This window comes from Neisseria sicca 4320 (assembly GCF_000193735.1).
Lineage (GTDB): Bacteria > Pseudomonadota > Gammaproteobacteria > Burkholderiales > Neisseriaceae > Neisseria > Neisseria sicca_E.
The window spans coordinates 1-12,365 of sequence record NZ_AEPF01000070.1; the positions used below are offsets into that span (position 1 = coordinate 1).

Consider the following 12,365-nt stretch of genomic DNA (forward strand, 5'->3'; position numbering starts at 1 on the left):
ACTTGAATCATTTGCCCTTATCGTTTATCAAGCCGTTTTTTTGCAAATAATCCCGAGCTACGTCCGCCGGTTTTTCTCCACCTACTTTTACACGGTAGTTCATTTCGATCATTTCGGGTTCGCTGATTTTTCCTGCCAGTTTGTTCAATGCGTTCACGATATCGGGATGCTCTTCGGCAAACTTGGTTTTCATCAGCGGCGCGCCTTGGTAGGAAGGGAAAAGGGCGATGTCGTCTGAAAGGACGGCGAGACGGTATTGTTTGAGGTCGCTGTCGGTGGAATAGGCTTCGACGAGGTCGATTTTGCCGTTTAGGAGGGCGGTGTAGCGCAGGGCGGGTTCGAGCGTCGAGAGGCGGCTAAACTGTATGCCGTGTTGTTGCAGGCCTTTGTAGCCGTCGGCGCGGTCGGTAAATTCAAGTGTAAAGCCGGCGCGGATTTGGTTTTGCACGCTTTTGAGGTCGGATATTTTGTGCAGGTCGTGCGCGGCGGCGTAGTCTTGGCTGACGGCGAGTGCGTAGGTGTTTTGGTATGCCATCGGCGGCAAAAAGGACAGCCGGTGTTGTCGGGCGATCAGGTCTTTGGCAGTTTGGTAGGTCTGTTCGGGAGAAAGGCGGCGGTTTTGCTGTTCGGTGGGGACTTTGACCAGACTTTCAAGGACAGTGCCGGTAAATTCGGGATAAATATCAATTTCGCCGCTGTTTAAGGCGTTGAATAGAAATGAAGTTTTGCCGAAATTGGGTTTTAGCGCTACTTGCACGCGCGGATTATTTTCTTCAATCAACTGTTTGTACATATTGATGAGAATATCCGGTTCGCTGCCGAGCTTGCCTGCGATGGTGATTTTTTGTGCGGATGGGTTCGTTTGAAAAATCGGTACCAAACCGACGGCGACAAGGATGGCAAGCAGGGCGGCGGTAATCGGCATTTTGTGTTTGGACTTTTGCAGTATGCCGATGCCGCCGCTGACTAATACGGCGAGCAGGGCGGACAGCAACGCGCCGGTAAACGTCATCGCCATATTGTTGCGGTCGATGCCGAGCAGAATCAGGTTGCCCAAACCGCCCGCGCCGATGAGCGCGGCGAGTGTCGCCGTGCCGATAATCAATACGGACGCGGTGCGGATGCCGGAAATCATGGCGGGCAGGGCCATCGGCAATTCAATACGCCACAACGCCTGCCAACGGGACAAGCCGAACGCGGTGTGCGCTTCTTTGATGGCGGGATCGATTTGGCTCAAACCGAGATAGGTGTTCTGAAAAATCGGCAATAGGGCGTAGAGCGTCAGCGCAATCAAAACCGGCGGCGAACCGATGCCGACAAAGGGAATCAGCAAGCCGAGCAGCGCGAGGGACGGAATGGTTTGCAGGATATTGGTTACCTGCAAAACGCCTTCCGCCCAACGTCGTTTGTCTGCCAGCCACACGGCCAGCGGTACGGCAAGCGCGACGGCGCAAAGCAGGGCAATCAGGGAGAGGCGTAGGTGTTCAAGCGTCGCCTGCCATAATTCGGCAGGTGGTGCAGGAAGTAAATTAAACATAAGGCGCCATTCAAACAAAAAAGAACGAACTTTACTATATCAAAAAGTCGGCGGATTCGCATTTGAAGTGCAACTTTCCATAACAGAAAAAGGCCAGTATGCGGTAGCATACGGCCTTTCCTGCAAGAAAGATTGCCATGAGCTACACACAACTGACCCAAGACGAACGATACCACATCCAATACCTGTTACGCCACTGCACCATCGCCGAAATCGCCAAACAGCTTAACCGCCACAAAAGCACCATCAGCCGCGAAATTAAACGGCACCGTGCCCAAGGGCAGCAATACAGCGCCGAAAAAGCCCAGCGGCAAAGCCGGACTATCAAACAGCGTAAGCGAAAGCCCTATAAGCTCGATTTGCAGCTGATTCGGCACATCGACACCCTTATCCGCCGCAAACTCAGTCCCGAACAAGTATGCGCCTACCTGCGCAAACACCACCAAATCACGCTCCACCACAGCACCATTTACCGCTACCTTCGCCAAGACAAAAGCAACGGCGGCACCTTGTGGCAACATCTCAGAATATGCAGCAAACCCTACCGCAAACGCTACGGCAGCATATGGACCAGAGGCAAAGTGCCCAACTAATCGGGAGATACGCAGGGTTCAAGATGAATTGAACCACCGGCCAAGAAAAACACTTGGCTACGAAACGCCAAGTGTTTTATTCTTGAATCTGTTCCAACCACTAGTGCCCTAGTGTTGCACTTGAAATCCGAATCCGAGGTCGTCTGAAAATACTTTTCAGACGACCTCGGAAAGTTACAAAGCTGCGTCGTATCCGCCATCTTCGATAGCTTCAATCAACGCGTCGGGATTGGTTTTTGCAGGATCAAATTCAATGACTGCATTTTTGTTTTCCAAACTGACTTCGGCGTTTACAACGCCTTGCGTGTTTTCCAAAATACGGGTAACGCTTTTCACGCAGCCGCCGCAGGTCATACCTTCGATATTGAGGATAAGGGTTTCCATAAGATTTCCTTTCTGTAAACGAATTGAGTCTAAAAGCCAATAAAATGTGACGGATTATCAAAAATCAGGATGAGACAGAGAAGCACGCCATAGTTCAAATCCAATCAACTATAACCCCAAATGTAGGTGTAAAGTCAAGCAGGTCGTCTGAAAACCTGCCATCGTTATATCTACATCATTTGAGTCATCACGCCACGTTTGATTTGTTCCATTGCTCACAAATAGTCAAATTGATATTGTTATTTATTATAAATGCTGTATTATTTTCGGGTAATTATAATAAATAAAATGATAAAATCATAAATTTCTAACTATCTCCTTTATCCGTCATTCAGACGACCTCATTCTACAGATTTTCGTTTTTTCAACACTTCAAGCCATTTTTATGGCTTGTTTGTTAAGGTTTTGCACGTTTCAATTTCAGAGAATCGATGTGAGTTTTGACTGCATCGCCCATATCCGCAAAACAAACGGACAACCGCAGCCTGTTTTTGCAAAGACAAGTAGCAGAAAACAGAAATAAACCAGCTGTGAAAATATCCAAGGAAACCCAAATGACGACTTACTACGCCCATTCCGCCCAAGACAAATTCGGCAATCTCTTGCCTTACGAACATTGGCAAACCTTGCAAAGCCATTCGGTTAATGTTGGTGAAATGGCGGCGGAGTTTGCTCGGGTATTCGGTGCGCAGGAAATTGCCTGCCAAACGGGACAGCTTCATGACTTAGGGAAATATTCGGAAACCTTTAATCACCGATTGCATGGCGGCCCTCCAGTCGATCACGCTACTGCGGGAGCAAAGATTGCGGTGGAACGCTGGGGAAATGTGATCGGTAAGCTGATGGCGTTTTGCATTGCGGGGCACCATGCCGGGTTGGCAAATGGGAGTGGTGAAGGCGATAACCGCCGCACGTTAAAACAGCGTTTGGCTTTGAAATTCGGCGCAGACATTCCCGCCCTCGATAACCTGTGGCAACAAGAAATCAAGCTCCCGGAAACCCTGTCCGCACCGCCACTCAAAGCCGATGCGCATCATCCTTTTTTCTCCTACGCCTTCTTCACTCGAATGCTCTATTCCTGCTTGGTGGATGCCGATTATCTTGATACTGAAGCCTTTTATCTAAAGCTAGAAAACAAAGCCGTCGAGCGCGGCGGTTATCCCGATCTAAACGCCTTACAAGACAATTTCAATCAATTTATTAACAATTTCAGACGACGTATCGCCCAAGCTTCGGAGCAAACCGAAGCCGAAAAACGCAATGCCGCCTTAAACCGCTTGCGCAGTGAAATTCTCGATCATGCCGTAGAACAAGCGGTACAACCTCAAGGGCTGTTCACGCTCACCGTGCCAACGGGCGGCGGTAAAACCTTCACTTCCATGGCGTTTGCGCTGGAACACGCCCAGCAGCACGGCCTGCGCCGCATCATCTACGTCATCCCCTTCACCAGCATCATCGAACAAAACGCCGCCGAGTTCCGCAAAGCCTTTGGCGAATTGGGTGAACAAGCCGTACTGGAACACCACAGCACCTTCGACGACAGCAAACTGAAAGACCAAGACAGCAAAGACAAACTGCGCCGCGCCTCGGAAAATTGGGATGCACCTGTCGTCGTCACCACCGCCGTGTAATTCTTCGAATCCCTCTTTGCCGACCGCTCCGCGCGCTGCCGCAAACTGCACAACATCGCAGGCTCCGTCATCATTCTCGACGAGGCGCAAATGCTGCCGCTCAATCTGTTGTTGCCCATCATGCAAGCCATCAAAGAATTGGCGCAGAACTATCATTGTTCTGTCGTCATGTGCACCGCTACCCAGCCTGCCGTGCAAGCCGAAAACGGCTTCTATCGCGGCTTTGAAAACGTGCGCGAAATAGCACCAAAACCGACCGCACTTTTCGACAAACTGCGCCGCACCACCGTGCAACACATCAGCACACAAACCGACGCCGACCTGCTCGCCAAACTTGGCGAACACCCGCAAATGCTCGTCATCGTCAACAATCGCCGCCACGCCCGCAGCCTGTACGACCAAGCCAAACACCTTGACGGCACGTTCCACCTGACCACCTTAAATGTGCGCCAAACATCGCAGCCAAAAACTCGATGAGATTCGAGGCCGTCTGAAAAACGGCGAACCCTGCCGCGTCATCGCCACCTCCTTAATTGAAGCCGGCGTTGATGTCGATTTTCCGCTGGTGATGCGCGCCGAAGCAGGTTTAGACAGCGTTGCCCAAGCTGCCGGACGTTGCAACTGCGAAGGCAAAAGGTCGTCTGAAAACAGCTTTGTCTGGATATTCCCGCCCGAAGAACAATGGAAAGCCCCGCCCGAACTTGCCGCCCAAGCCGCCGTTATGCGTTTGACTGCCGATGAGTTTTCAGATGACCTCACTCCACAGATTTTCGATTTTTCAACACTTCAAGCTATTTATATGGCTTATTCGTTAAATTTTGCACGTTTCAAATTTGGAGAATCGATGTGAATTTCGACTATATAGCCCACGCTCGCCAGGACTCATCAAAAAATTGGCATTCCCATCCTCTGCAAAAACATCTACAAAAAGTCGCCCAACTCGCCAAGCGTTTTGCAGGGCGTTATGGGTCGTTGTTTGCCGAATATGCGGGGCTTTTGCACGATTTGGGGAAATTTCAGGAAGCTTTTCAGAAATATATCCGTAATGCATCCGGCTTTGAAAAAGAAAATGCTCATTTGGAAGATGTCGAATCTACCAAGTTGCGCAAAATTCCGCATTCCACTGCCGGTGCCAAATATGCGGTAGAACGTCTAAATCCATTTTTCGGGCATTTGCTGGCATATCTGATTGCAGGACACCATGCGGGATTAGCGGATTGGTATGACAATGGGAGCTTAAAGCATCGTCTGCAACAGGCAGGTAATGAATTGGAGGCCTCTTTGTCGAGCTTGGCGGAGAGCGGTTTGCCCAAAGATTTTTTCCCGTTATCCGATGATGACTTGATGCGGGATTTTTTTGCGTTTTGGGAAGACGGGGCAAAGCTGGAAGAATTGCATATTTGGCTGCGTTTTCTCTTTTCCTGTTTGGTGGATGCCGATTTTTTGGATACCGAAGCCTTTATGAACGGCTATGCCGATGCGGATACTGCGCAGACTGCCGGATTGCGCCCAAAATTTCCCGGTTTGGATGAGTTGCACCGACGATATGAGCAATATATGGCGCAACTTCATGAGAAATCAGATAAAGATTCATTCTTAAATCAAGAACGCCATGCCATTTTGCAGCAATGTTTTTCTGCCGCAGAAACCGACCGCACTTTGTTTTCTTTAACCGTGCCGACCGGCGGCGGTAAAACTTTAGCGAGCTTGGGGTTCGCTTTGAAACACGCACTGAAATTTGGCAAAAAACGTATTATCTATGCTATTCCTTTCACCAGTATTATCGAGCAGAACGCCAATGTTTTCCGCAAAGCATTAGGCGATGACGTGGTATTGGAACACCACAGCAATTTAGAAGTGAAAGAAGATAAGGAAACCGCCAAAACCCGCCTTGCCACGGAAAATTGGGATGCGCCGCTGATTGTTACCACCAACGTGCAACTGTTTGAAAGCCTGTTTGCGGCGAAAACCAGCCGTTGCCGTAAGATTCACAATATTGCCGACAGCGTGGTGATTTTGGATGAAGCTCAGCAGCTTCCGCGCGATTTCCAAAAACCGATTACCGACATGATGCGGGTGTTGGCGTGCGACTACGGCGTTACCTTTGTGCTGTGCACGGCAACTCAGCCTGAACTTGGCCAAAATATCGACGCATTCGGTCGCACTATTTTGGAAGGCCTGCCGGACGTGCGCGAGATTGTGACGGATAAAATCGCCTTATCGGAAAAACTCCGCCGCGTCTGCGTCAAAATGCCGCCGCCAAACGACGAAATGCAAAGCTGGCAGGAAATTGCTGATGAAATTGCTGTGCGTCTGTGTGTTTTGGCGGTGGTCAATACGCGAAAACACGCCCAAAAACTCTTTGCCGCCCTGCCTTCTGACGGAATCAAGCTACATTTGTCTGCCAATATGTGCGTCACACACCGCAGTGAAGTTATTGCGTTGGTTCGCCGATATTTGGCACTGTATCGCGCAGGCAGCCTGCACAAGCCTTTGTGGCTGGTCAGCACGCAGTTGATTGAAGCCGGCGTGGATTTGGATTTCCCTTGCGTTTATCGGGCGATGGCAGGGCTGGACAGCATTGCCCAAGCGGCGGGGCGGTGCAACCGTGAAGGCAAACTGCCGCAGTTGGGCGAAGTGGTCGTGTTCCGTGCCGAGGAAGGCGCGCCCAGCGGCAGCCTGAAACAGGGGCAGGACATTACTGAAGAAATACTGAAAGCAGGGCTGCTCGGCGACCCGCTTTCCCCGTCGGCATTTGCCGAATATTTCCGCCGGTTCAACGGCAAAGGTGATGTGGACAAACACGGTATTACAACGCTTTTGACGGCAGAATCATCAAATGAAAATCCGCTGGCAATCAAATTCCGCACTGCTGCCGAACACTTCCGCCTGATTGATAACCAAGGCGTGGCACTCATTGTGCCGTTTATCTCGTTGGTTCATTGGGAAAAAGACGGCAGTCCGCAAATCGTCAAAGCAAACGAGCTGGACGATTTTTTCAGACGATATTTGGACAGCGTGGAAATTTCCGCATGGCAGGACGTTTTGGACAAACAACGCTTTCCGCAGCCGGTCGACAATTCCTTCGGGCAAACCGACCAACGGCCATTGCCCGAGCCTTTTGAAAGTTGGTTTAAATTTTTGGAAAGCGACCCGCTCAAACACAAATGGGTTTACCGCAAGCTGCAACGCTACACGATTACCGTGTATGAACACGAACTCAAAAAGCTGCCTGCACATGCCGTTTTTTCCAAGGCAGGATTGCTGGTGTTGGATAAGGGCTATTACAAAGCCGTGCTTGGTGCGGATTTTGATGATACGGCTTGGCTACCTGAAAATTCGGTTTTATGAAATGAAAGCAATAAGGAGATGATATGAGTTTTATCTTAGAAATTAGCGGCGATTTGGCTTGCTTCACCAGACCGGAGCTTAAAGTGGAGAGGGTAAGCTACCCCGTTATCACACCGTCTGCCGCCAGAAACATCCTAATGGCGATATTGTGGAAGCCGGCGATTCGCTGGAAGGTCTTGAAGATAGAAATCCTGAAACCGATTCAGTGGATGAATGTCCGCCGTAATGAATTAGGTAGTAAAGCAACACGAGATGCTGAGTGTTTATACATAGATGATTTAAAATATGATGCAAAATCAGATAGTTTTAAACCAAAGTATCGTCAGCAGCGCGCATCCATGCTGTTGAAAGACGTTGCCTACCGCATCCACGCCGATTTTGACATGACAAGCGAAGCAGGCGAGGGCGACAACTACGTCAAATTTGCCGAAATGTTCAAGCGGCGCGCGAAAAAAGGGCAGTATTTCCACCAACCTTATTTGGGTTGTCGCGAGTTTCCCTGCCATTTCAGGCTGCTTGAAAAGGCTGAAGACGGTTTGCCACGCGAAGACATTACCCAAGATTTCGGTTTTATGTTGTACGACATGGATTTCAGTAAATCCGATCCGCGCGATTCCAATAACGCCGAGCCGATGTTTTACCAATGCAAAGCGGTAAACGGCGTAATTACCGTGCCGCCTGCCGACAGCGAGGAGGTGAAACGATGATTCTGCACGCGCTCACCCAATACTACCAACGCAAAGCCAAAAGCGATGGCGGTGTTGCCCCGGAAGGATTTGAAAACAAAGAAATCCCGTTCATTATTGTTATAGACAAACAGGGTAAATTTATTCAACTTGAAGATACCCGCGAGCTGAAAGGCAAGAAGAAAGTTGGCCGCATTTTTTTAGTACCACATAGTGTTAAACGATCTAGTACAAAAGTTGTCAGTAATACTTTATGGGACAATTATGGATATGTTTTAGGATATGTGGCAGATAAAAATCCTGAGTTTGTTCAGAATCAGCATAAAAGTTTTATTGACAAGGTTAATGAATTTAAAAAGGAATTACCCAATGATATGGGCATCGCTGCCGTTGCCGAATTTTTGGCTTCTGCGGAAGAAAAAAGCAAAGTCATGCAGGCTGCAAATTGGGCGGAATGTGCCAAAGTCAAAGGCTGTAATCTCAGCTTTCGCTTGGTGGACGAGACAGTAGATTTGGTTTGTCAGTCAAAGGTGGTGCGGGAATATGTAAGTCAAGCGAATCAAACGCAATCCAATAATGTCCAAAAAGGTATTTGCCTTGTAACGGGAAAACCTGCATCGATTGCACTTTTACATAATGATATTAAAGGAATTGAGAAATTTGAGAATGGTAGCTATAAACAAGCCAAACCAGCTCCTTTGATTTCTGCAAATTTAGATTCTTTTAAATCCTATGGTAAGGGTAAAAATAAAGATAACGGGCTGATGTATCCGATTGGCGAACAAGCCATGTTCGAGTACACCACTGCCTTAAATACCCTGCTTGCTAGCGAAAACCGCTTCCGTATCGGCGATGTAACAGCCATCTGTTGGAGTGCGAAACCGACTCCGTTGGAAGAGTATCTTGCTTCGCTGATTAGCGGCGGCGGCAAAGACAATCCCGATGCCCATATTGATGCGGTCAAATCGCTTTATAAAAGCTTGTACAACGGCAAATACACAGAACCCGACGGTAAAGAAAAATTCTACCTTTTAGGTCTATCACCCAATTCCGCGCGTATTGTTGTCCGCTTTTGGCATGAAACCACTGTTGCCGCCTTATCCGAAAGCATTGCGGCGTGGTATGACGATTTGCAGATGGTGCGTGGCGAAAACTCGCCATACCCCGAATATATGCCGTTGCCGCGTCTGCTGGGCAATTTGGTGTTGGATGGCAAAATGGAAAACCTGCCATCTGACCTGATTGCCCAAATAACCGATGCCGCACTCAACAACCGCGTTTTACCCGTCAGCCTGTTGCAGGCTGCTTTGCGGCGCAACAAGGCGGAACAGAAAATTACCTATGGCAGGGCAAGTCTGCTTAAAGCCTATATCAATCGCGCAATCCGCGCAGGTCGTCTGAAAAACATGAAGGAGCTAACTATGAGCCTAGATAGAAATCGTCAAGACATCGGCTATGTGCTGGGGCGGCTGTTTGCCGTGCTGGAAAAAACACAGGCCGAAGCCAATCCCAGCTTGAACGCCACCATTGCCGACCGCTATTTCGGTTCGGCAAGTAGCACGCCGATTGCCGTATTTGGCACACTGATGCGCTTGTTGCCGCACCATTTGAACAAACTGGAATTTGAAGGACGCGCTGTACAACTGCAATGGGAAATCCGCCAGATTTTGGAACATTGTCAGAGATTTCCCAACCATTTGAATTTGGAACAGCAAGGTCTATTCGCCATCGGTTATTACCATGAAACCCAATTCCTGTTTACCAAAGACGCATTGAAAAACCTGTTTAACGAAGCGAAAACCGCATAAGGAGCAAATGCTATGACTATTGAAAAACGCTACGACTTTGTCTTTTTATTTGATGTGCAAGACGGCAACCCCAACGGCGATCCCGACGCAGGTAACCTGCCGCGTATCGACCCGCAAACTGGCGAAGGTTTGGTAACCGATGTTTGCCTGAAACGCAAAGTCCGTAACTTTATCCAAATGACTCAAAATGACGAACATCACGATATCTTTATTCGTGAAAAAATTATTCTTAATGATTTGATTGCTGAAGCCCATCAGCAAGATGAAGTAAAAGATAAGCCTAAAGGTAAAGAAAGAACAGAAAGCGCCCGTCAATATATGTGCAAACGCTACTATGATATTCGCACTTTTGGCGCAGTTTTAACGACAGGTGAAAATGCAGGTCAAGTTCGAGGACCTGTGCAATTAACTTTTTCCCGTTCCATTGAGCCGATAGTAACGCTTGAACATAGCATTACTCGTTCTGCTCCAGCTAAAGAAGTTGAAATTCTGAATCCTGATGACAGTGAAGAAGAAAAAGCTAAAAAAGAGCGTGGTCGTATGGGGCGCAAATTCACCGTACCTTACGGCTTATACCGCTGCCACGGCTTTATTTCTGCCCATTTCGCCAAACAAACAGGCTTTTCCGAAAGTGATTTAGAACTGTTTTGGCAGGCACTCGTCAATATGTTCGACCACGACCATTCCGCCGCACGCGGACAAATGAACGCACGCGGGCTTTATGTGTTTGAGCACAGCGGCAGCTTGGGCGATGCACCTGCCGACAGCCTGTTCAAACGCATTCAGGTAGTCAAAAAGGACGGAGTGGAAGTAGCAAGGAGTTTTGACGACTACCTTGTCAGCGTGGACGATCAAAATCTTGGTGAAACCAAGCTGCTGCGTAAATTAGGCTAAAAATGACCGCACTTTTAACCGAAACCCAAGGGGAAAATCAGGACACGCGCCTGATTCCCCTTTCCGCCCTGCAACACTACGCTTTTTGCCCGCGCCAATGCGCGTTGATTCATAACGAGCAGGCGTGGGCGGAGAACTATTTGACCGCGCAGGGCAAGGCGCTGCATGAGCGGGTGGATTTGGGCGAACCGGAAACGCGCAAGGGCGTGCGTTTTGAGCGGACGGTGCATGTGTCTGCGGAAAAACTTGGCATCAGCGGCGTGTTGGATTTGGTGGAAGTGGAAACAAAGACAGGTCGTCTGAAACCTGTGGAATACAAACGCGGCAAGCCCAAACCTGACCCAATGGACGAAATCCAGCTTTACGCCCAAGGCTTGTGCTTGGAAGAAATGACGGGGCAAACCATCTCTGAGGGCGCGCTGTGGTATATGCAAACCCGCCACCGCATCTCCATCGTGTTTTCAGACGACCTGCGCACCCAAACACTCGCCACCATCGCCGCCGTACGTGAACTCCTAAACAGCGGCCAAACCCCGCAGCCCAACTACAGCAAACGCTGCAAAGCCTGCTCGCTGATGGAGATTTGTCAGCCGGAGTTGCTGGGGAAACGGGATAGGAGTGTGGGGTATGTGGCGGGGTTGTTTGAAATTGGGAATTATTTTTAACCTTAGAATTTATATAAACAGGGAGACATTATGATAAATACTTTAAGACCTATGAATAGAGAAGAATATGCTGCTCACTGGCAGAAGGAATCTTCATTGTTTGAAACTAATAAGATCTATGAAAAGTTATCAAACATAACTCCTATAGCAAATACAATCGAAGTAGGTTGCGGTGCAGGATATTCAACATATCATCTTGCAAAATCTAGAACTGTACTCGTAATAGAAAATAATAATAGTTGTATTGATTTTATGAAGTGCTATTTTGAAAAAAATAATCAGAATATTCCTGAAATAATTTATTCTGATATATTAAATTTATCAAATGCAGATATTAAATTAATACATGCATTTTCACCTAAAGTGATTGTGGCGTGGTTTATAGGTTCCTGTCCTGAAGATGTATATACTCATGTTTCAGAGGATGTTGATTTTAATCAAAAATTTAAGAAATATAGAGAAAATATAGAAGATATATTACTTAATGATGAAATATTTACTTGCAACGTAGAGTGGATTCATTTAGCTAGCAGAGGGAATATAGCTGATAGTATTTCTTATAAAGACGTGATTGAAGGAATTAATGAAGATTATTCAGTCCATGTATTTAATCCAAATGGTTTTCGAATAGAGTCTATAGATATATTAGATTGAGAACGCGTGAACAGTGATTTTAACTATATTGTTGCGAATAATCCAAATTTTATTAGTGGAGAATCAAGTCCTAAAATTATTTCTATATTAGCTAAAAGAGTTAAAAAATAACTACCTAGCAAGTTGTAGCCTGCATCTCAACTAACCGCGTGCGTGGCTGTG

8 protein-coding genes and 2 pseudogenes are annotated in these 12,365 nt (G+C 47.8%); 8 read left to right on the forward strand and 2 right to left on the reverse strand.

Translation table 11 applies throughout. The features are described from left to right. Window positions 1-7 precede the first annotated feature (7 nt). Window positions 8-1,537 carry an ABC transporter permease/substrate-binding protein gene (locus tag NSCA4_RS0107165; RefSeq protein WP_016687503.1) on the reverse strand — a complete coding sequence of 510 codons (1,530 nt, stop codon included), beginning with the start codon at window positions 1,535-1,537 and terminating at the stop codon, window positions 8-10. A 137-nt stretch (window positions 1,538-1,674) separates the two neighbouring features. On the opposite strand from NSCA4_RS0107165, the pseudogene NSCA4_RS0107170 reads away from it, so the two are divergent. Beyond that, window positions 1,675-2,242: pseudogene (locus tag NSCA4_RS0107170) on the forward strand (IS30 family transposase). A 62-nt stretch (window positions 2,243-2,304) separates the two neighbouring features. Here the strand turns inward: NSCA4_RS0107170 and NSCA4_RS0107175 are convergent. Further along, window positions 2,305-2,514, reverse strand: coding sequence for a heavy-metal-associated domain-containing protein (locus NSCA4_RS0107175; protein ID WP_016687505.1), 210 nt, complete (start codon window positions 2,512-2,514; stop codon window positions 2,305-2,307). Window positions 2,515-3,068: 554 nt separating this feature from the next. On the opposite strand from NSCA4_RS0107175, the pseudogene cas3 reads away from it, so the two are divergent. The 7 genes and pseudogenes from cas3 to NSCA4_RS0107210 all read left to right on the forward strand — a co-directional run. Further along, a pseudogene (gene cas3, locus NSCA4_RS14650) lies at window positions 3,069-4,902 on the forward strand (CRISPR-associated helicase Cas3'); the annotation flags it as partial. A gap of 89 nt (window positions 4,903-4,991) precedes the next feature. Continuing rightward, on the forward strand, window positions 4,992-7,496 hold the full coding sequence (locus NSCA4_RS0107185; protein ID WP_029609620.1) for a CRISPR-associated helicase/endonuclease Cas3: 2,505 nt from the start codon (window positions 4,992-4,994) through the stop codon (window positions 7,494-7,496). 23 nt (window positions 7,497-7,519) lie between these two features. Further along, window positions 7,520-8,203, forward strand: coding sequence for a type I-C CRISPR-associated protein Cas5c (gene cas5c / locus NSCA4_RS0107190; RefSeq protein ID WP_029609621.1), 684 nt, complete (start codon window positions 7,520-7,522; stop codon window positions 8,201-8,203). Next, complete coding sequence (cas8c, locus tag NSCA4_RS0107195; protein ID WP_016687509.1) at window positions 8,200-9,990, forward strand: type I-C CRISPR-associated protein Cas8c/Csd1; 1,791 nt, start codon at window positions 8,200-8,202, stop codon at window positions 9,988-9,990. Before cas5c ends, cas8c begins: the two co-directional genes overlap by 4 nt. 12 nt (window positions 9,991-10,002) lie before the next feature. Next, window positions 10,003-10,884: a type I-C CRISPR-associated protein Cas7/Csd2 gene (gene cas7c, locus NSCA4_RS0107200; protein WP_016687510.1), complete on the forward strand. Its 882-nt coding sequence runs from the start codon at window positions 10,003-10,005 to the stop codon at window positions 10,882-10,884. Between the two features lie 2 nt (window positions 10,885-10,886). Continuing rightward, complete coding sequence (gene cas4, locus NSCA4_RS0107205) at window positions 10,887-11,549, forward strand: CRISPR-associated protein Cas4 (RefSeq protein ID WP_016687511.1); 663 nt, start codon at window positions 10,887-10,889, stop codon at window positions 11,547-11,549. 30 nt (window positions 11,550-11,579) lie between these two features. Then, the gene (locus NSCA4_RS0107210) at window positions 11,580-12,203 is read left to right on the forward strand and encodes a class I SAM-dependent methyltransferase (protein WP_016687512.1); all 624 of its coding nucleotides are present in this window, start codon (window positions 11,580-11,582) and stop codon (window positions 12,201-12,203) included. Window positions 12,204-12,365 lie beyond the last annotated feature (162 nt).

What these genes read in the sequence shown, in the direction of transcription:
- NSCA4_RS0107165 (WP_016687503.1), bottom strand. Translation starts at nt 1,537, where the DNA reads ATGTTTAATTTACTTCCTGCACCACCTGCCGAATTATGGCAGGCGACG.
- NSCA4_RS0107175 (WP_016687505.1), bottom strand. Translation starts at nt 2,514, where the DNA reads ATGGAAACCCTTATCCTCAATATCGAAGGTATGACCTGCGGCGGCTGC.
- cas5c (WP_029609621.1), top strand. Translation starts at nt 7,520, where the DNA reads ATGAGTTTTATCTTAGAAATTAGCGGCGATTTGGCTTGCTTCACCAGA.
- cas8c (WP_016687509.1), top strand. Translation starts at nt 8,200, where the DNA reads ATGATTCTGCACGCGCTCACCCAATACTACCAACGCAAAGCCAAAAGC.
- cas7c (WP_016687510.1), top strand. Translation starts at nt 10,003, where the DNA reads ATGACTATTGAAAAACGCTACGACTTTGTCTTTTTATTTGATGTGCAA.
- cas4 (WP_016687511.1), top strand. Translation starts at nt 10,887, where the DNA reads ATGACCGCACTTTTAACCGAAACCCAAGGGGAAAATCAGGACACGCGC.
- NSCA4_RS0107210 (WP_016687512.1), top strand. Translation starts at nt 11,580, where the DNA reads ATGATAAATACTTTAAGACCTATGAATAGAGAAGAATATGCTGCTCAC.